General features: G+C 64.7%; 14 protein-coding genes and 1 pseudogene. 5 read left to right on the top strand and 10 right to left on the bottom strand.

Annotation, left to right across the window (positions count from 1 at the left end; translation table 11 throughout):
- From ACIQLD_RS11880 to trxA, 4 genes are all read left to right on the top strand, one after another.
- Positions 1–2,187, top strand: a complete 2,187-nt coding sequence (locus ACIQLD_RS11880; RefSeq protein WP_402608195.1) for a DUF6049 family protein — start codon at positions 1–3, stop codon at positions 2,185–2,187.
- Positions 2,180–3,796 carry a murein biosynthesis integral membrane protein MurJ gene (gene murJ, locus ACIQLD_RS11885; protein ID WP_402608196.1) on the top strand — a complete coding sequence of 539 codons (1,617 nt, stop codon included), beginning with the start codon at positions 2,180–2,182 and terminating at the stop codon, positions 3,794–3,796. The genes ACIQLD_RS11880 and murJ overlap by 8 nt, the downstream gene beginning before the upstream one ends.
- A 118-nt stretch (positions 3,797–3,914) precedes the next feature.
- Positions 3,915–4,895 (top strand): thioredoxin-disulfide reductase, encoded by a 981-nt coding sequence (gene trxB / locus ACIQLD_RS11890; protein WP_402608197.1) that lies wholly within the window; start codon positions 3,915–3,917, stop codon positions 4,893–4,895.
- A gap of 64 nt (positions 4,896–4,959) precedes the next feature.
- The gene (gene trxA, locus ACIQLD_RS11895) at positions 4,960–5,283 is read left to right on the top strand and encodes a thioredoxin (RefSeq protein ID WP_021201395.1); all 324 of its coding nucleotides are present in this window, start codon (positions 4,960–4,962) and stop codon (positions 5,281–5,283) included.
- A 162-nt stretch (positions 5,284–5,445) separates the two neighbouring features.
- Here the strand turns inward: trxA and ACIQLD_RS11900 are convergent, their stop codons facing one another.
- The 10 genes and pseudogenes from ACIQLD_RS11900 to rpmH all read right to left on the bottom strand — a co-directional run bounded on the left by ACIQLD_RS11900 (position 5,446) and on the right by rpmH (position 13,763).
- Entirely contained in the window at positions 5,446–5,781 is a 336-nt protein-coding gene (locus tag ACIQLD_RS11900) for a tryptophan synthase subunit alpha (protein WP_402608198.1), read from the bottom strand.
- Positions 5,782–5,790: 9 nt separating this feature from the next.
- Positions 5,791–7,239, bottom strand: a complete 1,449-nt coding sequence (locus ACIQLD_RS11905) for a sugar porter family MFS transporter (protein WP_402608199.1) — start codon at positions 7,237–7,239, stop codon at positions 5,791–5,793.
- A 60-nt stretch (positions 7,240–7,299) separates the two neighbouring features.
- Complete coding sequence (locus ACIQLD_RS11910; RefSeq protein ID WP_402608200.1) at positions 7,300–8,271, bottom strand: ParB/RepB/Spo0J family partition protein; 972 nt, start codon at positions 8,269–8,271, stop codon at positions 7,300–7,302.
- Complete coding sequence (locus ACIQLD_RS11915) at positions 8,271–9,146, bottom strand: ParA family protein (protein WP_402608201.1); 876 nt, start codon at positions 9,144–9,146, stop codon at positions 8,271–8,273. Before ACIQLD_RS11915 ends, ACIQLD_RS11910 begins: the two co-directional genes overlap by 1 nt.
- A gap of 1,547 nt (positions 9,147–10,693) precedes the next feature.
- Positions 10,694–11,388: pseudogene (gene rsmG / locus ACIQLD_RS11920) on the bottom strand (16S rRNA (guanine(527)-N(7))-methyltransferase RsmG).
- Positions 11,354–11,845, bottom strand: coding sequence for a protein jag (locus ACIQLD_RS11925; RefSeq protein ID WP_402608202.1), 492 nt, complete (start codon positions 11,843–11,845; stop codon positions 11,354–11,356). Before ACIQLD_RS11925 ends, rsmG begins: the two are co-directional and overlap by 35 nt.
- On the bottom strand, positions 11,842–12,912 hold the full coding sequence (gene yidC, locus ACIQLD_RS11930; RefSeq protein ID WP_402608203.1) for a membrane protein insertase YidC: 1,071 nt from the start codon (positions 12,910–12,912) through the stop codon (positions 11,842–11,844). The genes ACIQLD_RS11925 and yidC overlap by 4 nt, the downstream gene beginning before the upstream one ends.
- Before the next feature lie 3 nt (positions 12,913–12,915).
- Positions 12,916–13,266: a membrane protein insertion efficiency factor YidD gene (yidD, locus tag ACIQLD_RS11935; protein WP_402608204.1), complete on the bottom strand. Its 351-nt coding sequence runs from the start codon at positions 13,264–13,266 to the stop codon at positions 12,916–12,918.
- Positions 13,263–13,619, bottom strand: a complete 357-nt coding sequence (gene rnpA, locus ACIQLD_RS11940) for a ribonuclease P protein component (protein ID WP_402608205.1) — start codon at positions 13,617–13,619, stop codon at positions 13,263–13,265. Before rnpA ends, yidD begins: the two co-directional genes overlap by 4 nt.
- A 6-nt stretch (positions 13,620–13,625) precedes the next feature.
- Complete coding sequence (rpmH, locus tag ACIQLD_RS11945) at positions 13,626–13,763, bottom strand: 50S ribosomal protein L34 (protein WP_013584598.1); 138 nt, start codon at positions 13,761–13,763, stop codon at positions 13,626–13,628.
- Between the two features lie 799 nt (positions 13,764–14,562).
- Here rpmH and dnaA point away from each other — a divergent pair.
- On the top strand, positions 14,563–15,831 hold the full coding sequence (dnaA, locus tag ACIQLD_RS11950) for a chromosomal replication initiator protein DnaA (protein WP_372446043.1): 1,269 nt from the start codon (positions 14,563–14,565) through the stop codon (positions 15,829–15,831).
- Positions 15,832–16,063: the final 232 nt, after the last annotated feature.

Genomic DNA, 16,063 nt, shown 5'->3' on the forward strand with positions numbered 1-16,063 from the left:
ATGACCGCGATCACCCCCGAGCACGGCCTCCGTGCGCGCCTGCGAAGGCTCGCAGGCAGGACCGCTGCTCTCGCGATCGCTTTGGGCGTCTGCGGCGTCATCATCCCGAGCACCGCCATCGCCGCCGGCGGATCTGCATCAGACGACCAGCAGAACGTGGGGTTCCATGTCTCCGCCGGTCTGCGCGGCCTCGTCGCCCCGGGCTCGTCCACCACGGCGATGCTCACGGTGCAGAACGACACGGAGTCGAAGCTCTCCAGCGGTCAGGTGCAGGTCGGGCTCAGCAAGACGCCCCTGACGGATGAGGCCTCGGTCACCAGCTGGCTCGATGACAGTGAGGCTCCAGGAGACTTCGCCACGATCGGCTCCGACACCACGACGGCGCTGGACCCTGGCGCTTCGGCCACGACCACGGTCTTCGTACCCGCCGAAACCCTCGCCGACCTCACCCCCGGTGTCTACCCGCTGCGGGCGGAGCTCACCGGTGCGAAGACGGGCAGCACCGCGGATGATCGGGCGACGGCGGTGGCGGCGACAGCCACGAGTGTGCTGGTCGTTGCCGACTCCCAGACGACTCAGGTCGGCGTCCTTGTCCCCCTCACCGCGACGGCGGAAGGTGGCGCGCTGCTCAGCTCCGACGAGCTCGCCACGCTCACCGGCCCCGATGGCTCCCTCACCGCTCAGCTCGACGGCGTGGCCGGGACCACGGCGGTGCTCGCGATCGACCCCTCGATCCTCACATCCATCCGCGTGCTCGGCTCCGCAGCACCCGAGTCCGCGCAGGAGTGGCTCGCTCGTCTCGAGGCTCTGCCCAACACGCGGTTCGCATTGCAGTTCGGCGATGCGGATGCCACGGCCCAAGCCCAGGCCGGTCTGCCGGCACTCCTCCAGCCGACGACTCTGGCGCCGTTCCTCGATACCGCGAACTTCCCGCAGGCCCCTGCCACCACCTCGCCGACGGACGGACCGAGTGCGACGCCGGGCCCCACCCCCAGTCCCACCAGCGTGCCGCAGCTGCCAGACGACCAAGAGCTCATGTCCGTCGAAGGCGCTCTCCCTCAGATCCTGTGGCCGGAAGACGACCTCAGAGTAGATGACCTCGCCTCCTTCGCGAGCTACCTCGGCGAGGGCACGACCACCGTCGTCTCCTCTGCTGCCGTCGGCGGACAGAGCGCAGCGCACGCCACGGCCGGCGGGCACGACCTCCTGATCACGGACGCCGGCTTGTCCGAGTCCCTGTCCGACGTCGCCTCCGAGGCCGACCCGGTCGATCGTCAGCGCCTCCTGGCCGAGGCGGCCGCTCTGCTGATGCTCGCAGAGGATCGCGTCGCGGGTGCTCCGCTGCTCGTCGGACTCGATCGCGACGAGAACCGCGACGCCGACGCGTTGCGCGACGCGATCTCGGCCGCCGATTCGATCGGATTCGAGCTTTCCGCTCTCCGCGCGACGCCACCGGTCGAAGCCACCGTCACCGCCGAAGCGGACCCTGCCCGCGCCGCGGCCGTGGGCGACCTCCTCGCCGACGAGGCCACGCTCACGTCCTTCTCCTCCATCCTCACCGACCCGCAGGTGCTGCTGAGCCCCGAGCGCATCAGGATCCTCCGCACTCTGGCCGTCGGATCGTCGGATCAGGCCTTCGCCGACGGCGTCGAGAAGCACCGGAAGCGCACGACGGAGACCCTGTCGGCCGTGAGCATCCCCCCTTCCAGCACCATCCAGCTGCTCACTGCCAACGCCGACCTCCCGATCGCCGTGCGCAACGACCTCCCGTGGCCGGTGACAGTGCAGCTGTTCGTCTCGCCGACCGATCCGCGTCTCGAGGTCACACCGATGACCGAGACGGTCGTCGAGGCGAACTCGACGAAACGGGTCAAGGTGCCGGTTTCGGCGCGCGTCGGCAGCGGCGAAGTCGATCTGCGGCTCAGCCTCTACAGCCCCACCGGCGTGCAGATCCAGGACCAGCAGGAGATCCGCGTCGCCGTCCGTGCGGAATGGGAGACCATCGGACTGGTCGTCTTCGGCGGCCTCGCGGTCGTCCTCATCGCCCTCGGCGTGATCAGGACCGTCCGACGCAAGCGTCACGAGGCGGCCGAAGAGGCTGCGCTCGAAGCCCAGATCGAATCACTCGAAGAGGACGCCGTGGAATCACGACCGGATGCCACCGCGACCGAAGACAAGAATGAGTAGCCTCGGCCGCGCGAGCGCCATCATCGGCGCCGGCACCCTCGTCTCGCGCCTGACCGGGCTGCTCCGCAGCATCGTGCTCGTCGGAGTGATCGGCTCGTACAAGTCGGGTCCTGCTGATGCCTTCGCCGCCGCCAATACTCTGCCGAACAGCGTGTTCTCGCTCATCTCCGTGGGAATCCTCACCGCGGTCATCGTGCCCCAGATCGTCAAGGCGGCTGCGGATGCCGACGGTGGAAACGCCTTCATCTCGAAGCTCTTCACGCTCGGCACCGTCGTGCTCGTCGCCGTCACGGCCGTTGCGACGATCGCAGCCCCGTGGTTGATCCAGCTCGTGGCCAGCGGCCTCTCTCCCACCACCCAAGCCCTCGCGACTGCATTGGCCTACTGGTGCCTCCCACAGATCCTGTTCTACGGCCTCTATGCCCTCCTCGGCGAAGCACTCAACGCCCGTCGCATCTTCGGCCCGTTCACATGGGCGCCCGTCGTCAACAACATCGTCTCCATCATCGGCTTCCTCCTGCTGGGCTGGGTGTTCTCGCCGGTCTCCCGGGTATCGGCGGACTGGACGCCCGACATGATCGCGACGCTCGGCGGTACGGCGACACTGGGCATCGCCATCCAAGCTCTCGTTCTTCTGTTGTTCTGGCGGCGCACCGGACTCTCGCTACGGCCTGACTTCCGCTGGCGCGGCGTCGGACTGGGAGGGGTCGGCAAGCTGGCGGGTTGGACCTTCTTGATGGCGTTCGCGTCGCTGGCGGCTGGCATCCTGCAGGGTCGGATCGTGAGCGCCGCCTCTGGGACCGGAGCCTCCCTCGCCGTCACCGGTAACGCATGGCTGATCTTCATGCTGCCGTACTCGGTCATCGTTCTCTCCATCGGTACGCCGTACTTCACGCAGATCAGCGAGCATGCTGCGGCCGGTCGTCACGACGAGGTGCGCGCGGATATCTCCCGCAGCATCCGAACTCTCCTCTTCTTCATCGTTGCCGCTGTCGCCGCTGTCGCGGCGGCGGCGATCCCGGCCTCCCGTGTGTTCACCGAGAGCTCCCCGGACGCTCAGGGCGCGGCGTTGGTGCTGCTCTGTTACCTGCTCAGCCTGATTCCGCTGACCATCCTCTTCATCGTTCAGCGCACCTTCTACGCCTACGACGACACCCGCACGCCGTTCTGGTTCACGATCTTCCAGTGCGTGCTCATCGTCGTTACCGCGCTCACAGCCGCAGCGCTCCTCTCGGCAGACGTCATCGCCCTGACCCAGCTCGCCGCGGCGGTCGCCCTCGGGCAGTCGATCGCCAGCACGCTCCAGACGATCGTCGCCACCTGGTTGCTCCACCGCAAGATCGGCGGGCTGGGCGTCGCATCCTGGATGCTCGCGATCCTCCGTTTCGCGATCGCCGGAGTGCCGGCCGGATTCGCGGGCTGGGGAGTGTTCCAGCTTCTCGGTGGCACCACCGGATGGGCCACCTCCGGTGTGATCGCCGCCACCCTCGCGACCGCGATCGTCGGCCTCGCCGTGGTGATCGTCTACGTCGCCATCCTCGCCGTCATGCGCGCCCCCGAGCTCGATGCCGGCCGCACGCTCATCCGCCGGTTCCTCCCGGGTCGCTGATCGGAGCCTGGGGCTTCTCCCAGCCCGACGGCGCACACTGTGCGGGGAATGCCTCGCGGTTACCATGGGTTGAAGCATTCGAAGGTCATTCGACTGCAGTTTCTAAGACGGAGAGCACATGCGTCAGGTCATCATCATCGGCTCCGGCCCCGCCGGATTCACGGCTGCCATCTACGCAGCCAGGGCGAACCTCAAGCCGCTGCTCATCGCGAGCTCCGTCGAGGTCGGCGGCGAGCTGATGAACACCACCGAGGTCGAGAACTACCCGGGCTTCCCCGAAGGCATCCAGGGACCGGAGCTCATGGCCAAGTTCCAGGAGCAGGCCGAGAAGTTCGGCACCGAGGTCGTCTACGACGACGTCACCGAGCTGCAGCTCGACGGCCCCGTCAAGAAGGTCATCCTCGGCAGCGGCGCGGAGCACGAGACGCAGTCCCTCATCTACGCGACGGGCTCGGCGTACCGCAAGCTCGACATCGAGGGCGAAGAGCGTCTCTCGGGCTATGGCGTCTCCTGGTGCGCCACATGCGACGGCTTCTTCTTCCGCGAGAAGACGATCGCTGTCGTCGGCGGTGGCGATTCCGCGATGGAAGAGGCCACGTTCCTCACGCGTTTCGCCGACAAGGTCTACGTCATCCACCGCAAGGACACCCTGCGGGCCTCGAAGATCATGCAGGAGCGCGCCTTCGCGAACGAGAAGATCGAGTTCGTGTGGAACAGCGAGGTCGCCGAAGTGCTCGGTGGCGACTCCGTGACGGGCGTGCAACTGCGCTCGACCGTCGACGGCACCCTCAGCGACCTCCCGCTCGACGGACTCTTCATCGCGATCGGCAACGACCCGCGCACGCACCTCGTGCACGACAAGCTCGAGCTGACGTCGGAGGGAACCATCTGGGTCGACGGCCGTTCGTCGAAGACCTCGGTTCCCGGTGTCTTCGCTGCGGGCGACGTCATCGACCCCACGTACCGTCAGGCCATCACGGCTGCCGGTACCGGGACGGTCGCCGCTCTCGACGCGGAGCACTTCCTGGCAGACCTCGAAGACGCCTCTGTCGAGGTCCCGGCCGCTGAAGCCGCCGAGATCCTCACCGCCTCGGCATAGCCCGGGAACACTTTCCCCTCGTCGGCTGTTGTAGCAGACGAACCTCGAATCAAGGAGAACTCTGATGAGTGCAAAGGCTACGAGCCAGGCGACCTGGGAGCAGGACGTTCTGCAGGCCGACGGTCCCGTGCTGGTGGACTTCTGGGCTGAGTGGTGCGGTCCGTGTCGCATGGTCGCGCCGGTTCTGGACGAGATCCAGGCCGACAACCCCGACAAGATCACCATCCTCAAGCTCAACGTCGACGAGAACCCCGAGCTGGCGATGAAGTACCAGATCACGTCGATTCCGGCGATGAAGGTCTTCCACGGTGGTGAGGTCAAGACGACCATCATCGGCGCCAAGCCCAAGTTCGCGCTCGAGAAGGACCTCGCCGCCTTCATCGGCTGATCCTCTGACACACGAAAGGGCCGTACCTCCCGGGGAGGTACGGCCCTTTCTTCGTCTCCGCCCTTGCCTTGCGGGCGCGATGCCTCTCGCGTCAGGCCTTGTCGTACACGGAGACGGACGGAGGCTTCGCGCGTTCGTAGGGGAACGAGAACCAGACGCACCTCAAGACGCGTCGGCGACGGTCGGATCCCAGCGGCGATGGCGTTGCTTCTCGCCCAACAGACCCCAGACGGCCGACGTCAGCTCCGGGTACTCCAAAGCGATCTGCCGGAGGACACGATAGTGTCGGGCCGCGTTCGGGCGCACGCCGTCATTCGCATTGATATTGTCCGCGCGCAGCAGGTAGACGACGAGCTCATCGACGCTGGGGAGCTCTTCCATGAACTCCCAGGGGTCCTCTCCCCCGAGAAGGCGCTCCTGGATGAGGACCGCGAGTTCGTCTGCCGCTTCGGCACGCAGCACTTCCAGGCTGGCGCGACGCTGTACGGACTCGGTCATACCTCAAGCCTACGTCGGCTGCGGACCTCTCCGGCGCTCCACCTTCATGTTCTCGGTCATGTCCTCGAGCTCTTTGCCCTTGGTCTCAGGCACCTTGAAGAACACGAAGAAGAACGACAGGAGTGCGAAGAACGCGTAGAAGCCGTAGGCGAAGGTGAGGCCGATCTCGGCGAAGGCCGGGAAGGTCGTGGAGATGAAGAAGTTCGCCACCCACTGAGCGGCCGCCGCCACGGCGAGAGCACCCGCTCTGATCGAGTTCGGGAAGATCTCGCCCAGCAGGACCCACACCAGCGGACCCCAGCTCGCGCCGAAGAACACGACGAAACCGTTCGCGCAGATCAGGGCGATGGTGGCCCACGGATCGGGAAGCGTCGCCGTCCCCTGCGCGTCGAGTGTGCCGAACGAGAAGGCCACGGCCATGAGCCCGAGCGTCACGGTCATACCGACCGAGCCCACCAGCAGCATGATCCGGCGACCGATCTTGTCGACCAACAGGATCGCTACGATCGTCACGACGATATTCGTGACCGACGTGATGACGGAGGTGAGCAGAGCGCTGGACTCATCGAAGCCCACCGACTGCCAGAGCGTGGTCGAGTAGTAGAAGATCACGTTGATGCCGACGAACTGCTGGAACACCGACAGCAGGATGCCGATCCAGACGATCGGTTTCAGGCCCAGGCGGTTGCCGCGAAGATCACGCAGCGACTCCGAGCGCTCGGTGTTGATCGTGCCGGTGATCTCGTCGATCTTTCCCTGGACGTCGACGGTGCCGGTCACCGTCTCGAGAACCTCAGCAGCACGCTTCAGCTCACCCTTGCGCACCAGATATCGCGGAGATTCCGGCAGCCGGAGCGACATCAGCCCGTACACCAAAGCAGGGATCGCGGCGACCATGAACATCCACCGCCATGCGGTGAGGCCCCACAGCGGCTGATCCGCGGCGCCGGCGATACCGGCGAGCAATGCGTCGGAGAGCAGCGCCGCGAAGATACCCGTGACGATGGCGAGCTGCTGCAGAGAGCCGAGGCGTCCACGGATGGCGGCCGGCGATACCTCGGCGATGTATGCGGGTGCGATCACAGATGCCGCACCGACGCCGAGGCCTCCGATGACTCGCCAGATGATGAGATCGACGACACTGAAGGCGAGGCCGGACCCGATCGCCGAGATGAAGAACATCGCGGCGGCGACGACCATGACCGGGATGCGTCCGTACTTGTTGGAGACGGGACCCGCGAACCAGGCACCGACGGCACAGCCGATGAGCGCCGACGACACGGCGAAGCCCTTCAGGGCCGTTCCGAGATCGAACCCGGAGACATCGCCCGCCAACGCATCGACGGCGCCGTTGATCACGGCCGTATCGAATCCGAAGAGGAAACCACCCAACGCGGCCGCGATACTGACGGCGATCACACGGCGCTTGATGGCTGTTGGACCGGCTGTTCTCGACATGACATCCCCCTCGTCGTCACGATGACGCGAGTCTAGGCTAGCGCTGCTCTCGCCGGGGGATCACTTCGACGAGCCGTAGCCGCCCTCTCCCAGTTCCTCCAGAATACGATTGAGATCCTGGATCGAAGCGAAGTCGATCGTGACCTGGCCTTTTCTTGCACCGAGAGCGATCTTCACCCGGGTGTTCAATCGGTCTCCGAGCTTGCCGGCTACCTCGTCGAGGTACGCACGTCGCGCGCCGGGGGTCGGCTTGACCGACTTGCCGGCACTGGGCTGCGACTTGGCCGCCTCCTCTGTCGCGCGCACCGAGAGGTCTTCATTCACGACCTTGTCCGCAAGGCGCTGCATGGACTCGGGATTCTCGAGGCTGAGAATCGCTCGCGCGTGCCCGGCGGTCAGCACGCCCGCCGCCACCCGCTGCTGCACCGGCACCGGGAGTTTCAGTAGACGGATCGTGTTGCTGATCTGCGGACGGGAACGTCCGATGCGGGTGGCCAGCTCTTCCTGGGTGATCCCGAAGTCTTCGAGAAGCTGCTGGTAGGCGGAGGCCTCTTCCAGTGGGTTCAGCTCCGACCGGTGAAGGTTCTCGAGCAGGGCGTCACGGAGCAGGTCCTCGTCTGCGGTGTCGCGGACGATCGCGGGGATGACATCGAGACCCGCCTCGCGAGCGGCGCGCGTACGGCGCTCCCCCATGATGAGCTCGTACTGCCCCTCGGCATTCTTGCGAACGACGACAGGCTGCAGCACACCGAACTCTCGAACGCTGTGGACCAGCTCCGCGAGATCTTCGGGATTGAAGTGCGTTCGGGGCTGACGCGGATTCGCGACGATCGTGTTCGGGTCGACCTGGATCAGGTGGATTCCAGGGACGATCTCGAGCTCGGGCTCATCGACCTCCACGTCCTTCGCAACCTCAGTGTTTGGCTGCCGCAGGCTCGCCCCGGGGAAGAACACGTCGACGGGACGCTCCGACTGATCAGCTGTGGGGATGAGGGCGCCGATACCCCGACCCAGCCCAGTGCGCTTCGCCATCATTTCTCCTTGCTCTGCGTCGCTGTGCGCGACGCGATTTCAACGGCGGCCTCGCGATAGGCGATCGCGCCGGCAGATTGACCGTCGTACGCGATCACGGTCTGGCCGAAGCTGGGGGCCTCCGATACGCGGACGGAACGCGGGATGACCGTCTCCAGAACCTGCTCCGGGAAGTGCGCACGCACCTCCTCGGCGACCTGCTGCGCCAAACGCGTACGGCCGTCGAACATCGTGAGCAAGATCGTGGAGAGATGAAGGACCGGATTCAGGTGCTTTTGGATCATCTGAATACTCCCGAGCAGTTGGCTCAGTCCCTCCAGGGCGTAATACTCGCACTGGATGGGGATGAACACCTCGTTCGCTGCGGTGAAGGCGTTGATGGTGAGGAGCCCGAGCGACGGTGGGCAGTCGATGATGACGAAGTCCATCGGATTGTCGACGAGATACACCTCGAGCGCGCGACGCAGCCGATGCTCTCGTGCGACCTGCGCAACGAGCTCGATCTCCGCGCCTGCGAGGTGGATCGTGCTCGGGGCACAGAAGAGGTGGGGGTCCTCCGGGCTCTCCTGGACGATGTCGGCGAGAGGGAGCTCGTCGATCAGTACGTCGTACACGCTGGGAACCTCGGCGCTGTGAGGAACCCCTAGTGCGGTGGACGCATTGCCCTGGGGATCGAGGTCGATGACCAATACTTTCGCCCCCATACCTGCGAGTGCCGAGGCGATGTTCACTGCGGTAGTGGTCTTACCGACTCCACCCTTCTGGTTCGACACCGTCAACACGCGGGTATCTCCGGTGAACTCCACGGCGGTGGACTCGAGTGCGCGCCGGCGAGCGGAGAGGTCTGCGAGTTCCCGCGCGAGCGGCGTATCCATCCCGAACGATTCGTTCGATGACGTCTTCTCGGATTGTTTCACGTGAAACATCCACTCCTTTCGGGGCCGCGTTCCACTCTAATCGCAAGCGGCGACGTTCCAGAACGACAGTCACGCCCGACAGTCCCCGACGCGGTGAATGGGGGCGGTGATTCCTCCCCCGCGAGCGGAATCGGTGTCGGAAAGGTCGAACAGAAGATCTCCTTGTTTCACGTGAAACTACGACACCATGGTCACCTGAAGGACGTCGCTACCTCGTACATGCACTCTGAGAGCCGAACCGGTCGCCTTCGGCCTGCGAGGTCGGTGACGCTCCGAACGCGCAGGATGCACCGCGACGACGACGTCCCTTGCGTTGCTGTGTACGCCCCTCCCCCGCTCGCTCCCGCTCGGCGTGCGTTTCGAGGCGAGGTCGCCACGCCAGATGCAACGGATCACAGCAACAAATGACATCTCCCGCCACGTGATCGCTGCAAGCCCGCCTCGAGACGAAGTCCTTCCATCGGGAGAATGGTGACTATTCCTCCGTTCGTTTCACGTGAAACATGGATACTCGTCACGTGGAGCGCGGATGCCTGGTTCTCGCCCCCGGGCACCGGGCAGACAGTGGACGGCGCAGCGCGGGTCCCTCGGCGACTTCAGGTCGAGCGACAGGCGGCCTAGGACACAACAGCTCCCGAACAGCATCCTCATCGGCGCACTTCCGAGGGGCGTGACCCCGGGGATACAGGACGAGGCCACGTAGCGGGGAAGTGGCAGTGCAGCTGCGGATGATGTGCGACCGATTGAAGGCCCAGATGCCGGCGCCCTCTCCTGTTGCCGTGTTTCACGTGAAACACCGAGCGTCATCGACGGCGGACGAAGACACGGACGTCGAGCCCGAGTTGGTGAGCAGGCCGGTGACGCCCGACCAGGCACCTGTCCTCTCATGTGGAGGGCGTGGGTCGGCCGCGCCGCGCCCGTAGTCGTGGTCTTTCGGGTGGAGGATGCCGACGAGAACACCGCCCTTCTCCTCGTTCAATCTCTGACGAGTTGAAGCTCTCTGATGTTGAAGGCGGCCTTGCCGTGCGCGTCAGAAGCCGTGACGCTGTCTCGTGTGAGGGTGTAGTGAGTCTCACGAAACGGCGCGCTGTTCCCTTTGGCGCACTCCTCCTCGGTGGAATCAGCGCGTACGCGGCCATCGGAGCCTTTCGCGACGCATGTTTCACGTGAAACGCATGCTCGCTCACCCTCCACCTGACCCCGTTCGTACTCAGGGGCCGAAGGCATCAGCCATACGCAGGTGTGCAATCTTCACGAGGAACACCCGGTACAGCCCGCACCACAACCGCCACACCCCACACCCCACACCCCACAGGCACCTGACGGGGCACAATCAAGAGAACCACCTGCACGACAGCACGGAGCGCGGTGCCGCTCGCTCATCGCTGTCGTTACTGACATCCACACGACGCTCCCTCGCTCGTGTTCGTACCCGGCTCCCTACCCACGGACACCGAAAGGGGGTGTTTCACGTGAAACACCCCCTTTCGACACGGCATCGGGAACTACCGGACGCGCGCGCGGACCACCCGAGTCGTCTCCGGAAGAACGCCTTCCCCGAGCACTTCGATCTTCACATCCGAGAGGCGGAACTTCTTGATCTGTTTCTGCGCGGCATCGATCTCGTTCGGGGCATTCATACCCTTGAGGAGGATGAGCTCACCACCATCGCGTACCAACGGTGCCGTCAAGGGGATCAACGTGCGCAGCGCACTCACCGCCCGAGCCGTCACGATGTCGAAGCCTTCTGCAGGGCGAACATCCTCCGCCCGCGCGCGCATGACGACAACGTTGTTGAGCTCGAGATCCGCGACCTGCTCATTGAGCCAGGTGATCCGTCGCTCCATAGGCTCGATCAAGGTCCACTGCACATCAGGACGGGCAATGGCGAGCACCAAGCCGGGAAGACCGGCGCCCGAACCGATATCGGCAACCGAACCGTGAAAGAGCGGCGCGGCGATCACACTGTTGAGAATGTGTCGCGTCCAGAGCCGGGGAAGCTCGAGCGGACCGATGAGCCCGCGCTCCTCCCCTTCCCTCGCCAGCGCAGCAGTGAAAGCGCGCGCCACGTCGATCCGCTCACCGAACAGCGACACCGCGACGGCCGGCTCCTGCTCGAGCTCACTCAAGAGAGTCTCCGACCACAGGATGTTTCACGTGGAACATCAACGACGGCGGAGAACCGTGTGACGGTCGGCACCCTCGCCGTACGACTCGGAGACGAGTCCGCGCTCGGCAGCGATGTCATGCACGAGCTTGCGCTCGTAGCTCGACATCGACGGCAGTGATGCCTGAGAGGAGCCCTCATCCAACTTGGCAGCTGCGGCGTCGACCAGCGTCTCCAGCTGACGGCGACGAGTGTCGCGCGAGCCAGCGATATCGAGGATCAGACGAGAGAAGGAGCCGGTCTTGCTCTGTACCGCCAGACGCGTCAGCTCCTGCAGAGCCTGCACCGTGTCGGGCGCAGAGAGCAGCGCCAACGCATCGCCCTCTGCTTCAACCGAGACGTAGGCGCGACCCTGACGAACATCGAGGTTCAGGTCGCCATCGATGTCCGCGATGTCGAGGAGCTCCTCGAGGTAGTCGGCGGCGACATCGCCCTCGTTCTCGAGCTGAGCCACGGTCGGCTCGGTGTTCTCGGTCATGGTCTCGCTCATGAGCCGCTCCCCTTCTTCTTCGCGCGCTTCTTGCCCACCGGCTGCTGGCGCTTCGGTGCCTCCGCCTTCGCCTTCTCGACTTCTTCCAGCAGACGCTGCTGCTCCGCCTCATAGGCAGCCATCGGGACGACCTTGCCCGAGGAGTCGATCGCCTTGCCCTTGCGTGCCAGACGCTCTTCACGAGCCTTGGCGGCTTCCGAACCGGGGGTCGGCATCTCGCGGATGACGAGGAACTGCTGGCCCATGGTCCAGAGGTTCGAGATGAACCAGTACACGACAACGCCGAGCGGGAAGAAGACACCCGAGAAGATGAAGCCCAGCGGCAGAACGTAGAGCATGATCTTCTGCATCTGGTACGCCTGGCCGGTCTTGGCCTCGGGCGACAGGTTCTTCGAGATGATCTGCAGCTGCGTGAAGAACTGCGAAGCGATCATGAGCACGACGAGGGTGACCAGGATGACGATCGCCGTGGTGTTCTTCGCGTCGATCGCGTTGCCCAGGTTCTCGTGCAGAGAGGCGACGCCGAACAGCTTGGCGTCGTAGAACTCCTTCGTCAGCTCGGGGCTCAGGAGTCCGACACCACCGCCACCCGCCTTCGCGTGCTTGCTCACATCGCTCAGCACGCTGTACAGCGAGAAGAAGATCGGCATCTGCACCAGCAGAGGCAGGCAGCTCGACATCGGCGTCGTGCCGTGCTTCTTGTACAGCGCCATGGTCTCGCGGCTCATCGCCTCGCGAGAGAGCTGATCCTTCTTGCCCCGATACTTCTCCTGAACTTTTCGCAGTTCAGGAGCAATTTCCATCATCTTTCGCTGACTCTTGATCTGCTTCACGAAGAGTGGGATCAGGGCAGCGCGGACGACGACGACGAGTCCGACGATCGACAGCACCCAGGTGATGCCGGATGCCGCGGGAAGCCCGACGGCGGTGAACAGCCAGTGCCAGGCGACGAGGATCAACTCGACGACCCACTTGAGCGGCCACAGGATGGTGCCGATCAGATCGAACCCGCCTGCCGCGGGTTCGGGGCTGGGAGTCGCACTGGCGAGCAGAAGGTCAAGACCCACCGATCAGTCCTTTCGGGAAGGGACGACGAAACCGTGTGCAGTCAGGTCGTAACGGAAGTGGTCATGCGGACGGACGTCATCGACGCCGCCGGTGGTCCAGGGGTTGCAGCGGAGGATGCGCCATGCCGAGAGCGCCGCTCCCTTCACTGCACCGTGCTGCTGCACCGCACCTACAGCGTAGGCCGAACAGCTGGGATAGTACGCACAGACATCTCCGTACATCGGGGAGATGACCTTGCGGTAGGCGGTGAGGAATCCCAGCACGAGATTGCGTGGGATCACCGGGATGCTGCGCGCGAGGTCCCGAGCATGCAGATGCGCCGATCCGACCGACGACGCAGGAAGAGCAGTCATGCCGACACCGCGTCGGGAGCCGGCGTCAATCTGCTCAGGCAGCGGTCGACATCGGCTCGAAGCTCCGCGAAGGAGGCGGTGGCAGACGCAGGAAGGGCACGGATGACGACATCCGTGCCCTCGGGAACACGCGGGAGCGCCTCCGCGCACACGGCTTTGAGCCGACGACGCACGGTGTTGCGCACCACTGCGGTGCCTACCTGCTTGCTGATGATGAATCCGAACCTTGCGGTTCTGCTCTCGCCCGTCGTCAGCATCGAGGTGATGATGCGCGCCCCGCCACAACGGGATCCGCGACGGACGACCAGACGATAGTCGCTGCCGCGGGTCAGCCGATACGGGCGGGCGAGCACAGCGGACTACGCAGAGAGCTCGGTGCGGCCCTTCGCGCGGCGGGCGGCGAGGATGCCACGGCCGGCACGCGTACGCATGCGGGCGCGGAAGCCGTGCTTCTTGGCGCGACGACGGTTGTTGGGCTGGAAGGTGCGCTTGCTCATGGAATCACTCCGGGAATGCTGCCACCGGGTTCACTTCGACCGGAGACATGGGGTACTGCCAAAAATGGCATAAGTCAACCAAGTAAGGGTACGTCTTGACGGCGCACAGAGCAAATCCACGCGTGCGCAACTCTATCCGAACCCGCCGACGGGAGCGCGCTCCACCTCGGGTGGAGCGGACAGTAGTACTACACGCTCCAGAACCCCTGGATCATTCCCGTCTTCGTCGTCGCAGCGGCTGGCGCCATCGTCGCGATCGCCTTCGGCCGTCGATCGCGGCGCGACGATTCCCGATCCCCGACGCTTCCCTGGCCGGCGGTCGGCAGCGCTCAGTACACCACGACGAAGTCATCGACATGGATCACGATCACCGCGCCGAGCGACAGTGAGAACCAGATGGTCGGCTGCAAGATTTACTGGAACGACGAGCTCGTCGTCGAGGAGACCTCCGATTCCGGAACCGTCAGCTGCGAGTACGACGCCGACTGACGGTTTTCACGGGGCGGTACACACAGGAGCTATCCACAGCCTTCGCACCTGCGGCGATCCCCTCTCACACCCTGATTCTCTGCGGCAGGTTGCCGTTCGGGGCCGTGATGACTACCGTTGGCATCCTTAGTTATCCACAGGGGCAGCCTTCTTTCGCGGCCTCTCATCGAGCCTCGTCCGGAGCGTCATGTCATCACCAGCCCAGCCCGATGTTCCCATCTGGACCACGGTGCAGGAGCTACTGGTCGATGACGACCGTGTCACCCCGCAGCTGCAGGGTTTCCTCAGTCTCGCCGTTCCCGCCGGCGTGATGTCGGCGACGCTGTACCTCGAGGTGCCGAACGACCTCACCGCGGCCCAGATCAACAAGCGTCTTCGACTCCCGATCATGGAGGCTCTCTCCCACATCGGCGAAGAGGTCACGTCTTACCGCGTCGTCGTGAACCACGAGCTGGCAGAGCAGCAGACGGCGCCGATCGCGGTCGGAGACTTCGGGCGCCACGAGCAGGTCCGTGTCGAATCCCCCATGGAGCAGCCGACGCAGTTGCGCCACGAGTCGCGACTGAACCCGAAGTACACCTTCGACAACTTCGTGATCGGCCAGTCCAACCGCTTCGCCCACGCCGCAGCAGTGGCCGTCGCCGAAGCTCCGGCCAAGGCATACAACCCCCTCTTCATCTACGGAGACTCCGGTCTCGGCAAGACTCACCTCCTTCACGCCATAGGCGACTACGCGCAGTCCCTCTATGCGGGGGTCAAGGTCCGCTACGTCTCGAGCGAGGAGTTCACGAACGACTTCATCAACTCGATCGCGAACAACCGCGGCGCCGCGTTCCAGGCGCGCTACCGCGACGTGGACATCCTCCTGATCGACGACATCCAGTTCCTTCAAGGACGCGCCGAAACGCAGGAAGCCTTCTTCCACACCTTCAACACCCTGCACGACCACAACAAGCAGGTCGTGATCACCAGTGATGTCGCCCCGAAGCACCTCACCGGGTTCGAGGACCGGATGCGCAGCCGCTTCGAGTGGGGTCTGATCACCGACGTGCAGGCGCCGGACCTCGAGACGCGTATCGCGATCCTCCGCAAGAAGGCGCAGAGCGAGGCGCTCCACATTCCCGACGAGGTTCTCGAGTACATCGCGACCGTCGTCTCGTCGAACATCCGCGAGCTGGAGGGTGCTCTCATCCGGGTGTCCGCATTCGCGAGCCTGAACCGCTCGGCTCTCGACATCTCCCTCGCGCAGACCGTGCTCCGCGACATCATCGACACGGCAGAGGACAACATCATCTCGCCGACCGACATCATCACGGCCACCGCGCAGTACTTCAAGCTCACCGTCGACGATCTCTACGGTTCCAGCCGTTCGCAGCAGATCGCCACCGCCCGACAGATCGCCATGTACCTGTGCCGCGAGCGGACCAGCCTCTCACTGCCGAAGATCGGACAGCTCTTCGGCAACCGCGACCACACCACCGTCATGTACGCGTACAAGAAGATCAGCGAGCTCATGAAAGAGCGTCGCTCCATCTACAACCAGGTCACCGAGATCACCACGCAGCTCGGCCGACGCTGACACGCCGCGTCTCCGAGAAATGGGGAGGACAGCACCTGATCGGGTGCCGTCCTCCCCATTTTTGTCACCCCGACAGGGATTCTGATCATCGGATAGATGCCTCTATGCACATGTGGATAACTTGTGGATGATCGTGGATTCCATCGGGACGAATGTGGGCTGAACCCGCAAACCTGTGGATAACTCGGGGAGGGCCTGCACTGACCCGGAAGCCCGGAACCCGCGGATTCCT

Origin of the sequence: Microbacterium sp. NPDC091662 (assembly GCF_044756705.1) — a bacterium.
In the GTDB taxonomy this organism is placed as follows: domain Bacteria; phylum Actinomycetota; class Actinomycetes; order Actinomycetales; family Microbacteriaceae; genus Microbacterium.

Coding starts and splice junctions, on each gene's coding strand:
- ACIQLD_RS11880 (WP_402608195.1), top strand. CDS start 1: ATGACCGCGATCACCCCCGAGCACGGCCTCCGTGCGCGCCTGCGAAGG.
- murJ (WP_402608196.1), top strand. CDS start 2,180: ATGAGTAGCCTCGGCCGCGCGAGCGCCATCATCGGCGCCGGCACCCTC.
- trxB (WP_402608197.1), top strand. CDS start 3,915: ATGCGTCAGGTCATCATCATCGGCTCCGGCCCCGCCGGATTCACGGCT.
- trxA (WP_021201395.1), top strand. CDS start 4,960: ATGAGTGCAAAGGCTACGAGCCAGGCGACCTGGGAGCAGGACGTTCTG.
- ACIQLD_RS11900 (WP_402608198.1), bottom strand. CDS start 5,781: ATGACCGAGTCCGTACAGCGTCGCGCCAGCCTGGAAGTGCTGCGTGCC.
- ACIQLD_RS11905 (WP_402608199.1), bottom strand. CDS start 7,239: ATGTCGAGAACAGCCGGTCCAACAGCCATCAAGCGCCGTGTGATCGCC.
- ACIQLD_RS11910 (WP_402608200.1), bottom strand. CDS start 8,271: ATGGCGAAGCGCACTGGGCTGGGTCGGGGTATCGGCGCCCTCATCCCC.
- ACIQLD_RS11915 (WP_402608201.1), bottom strand. CDS start 9,146: ATGGATACGCCGCTCGCGCGGGAACTCGCAGACCTCTCCGCTCGCCGG.
- ACIQLD_RS11925 (WP_402608202.1), bottom strand. CDS start 11,845: ATGAGCGAGACCATGACCGAGAACACCGAGCCGACCGTGGCTCAGCTC.
- yidD (WP_402608204.1), bottom strand. CDS start 13,266: ATGACTGCTCTTCCTGCGTCGTCGGTCGGATCGGCGCATCTGCATGCT.
- rpmH (WP_013584598.1), bottom strand. CDS start 13,763: ATGAGCAAGCGCACCTTCCAGCCCAACAACCGTCGTCGCGCCAAGAAG.
- dnaA (WP_372446043.1), top strand. CDS start 14,563: ATGTCGGCGACGCTGTACCTCGAGGTGCCGAACGACCTCACCGCGGCC.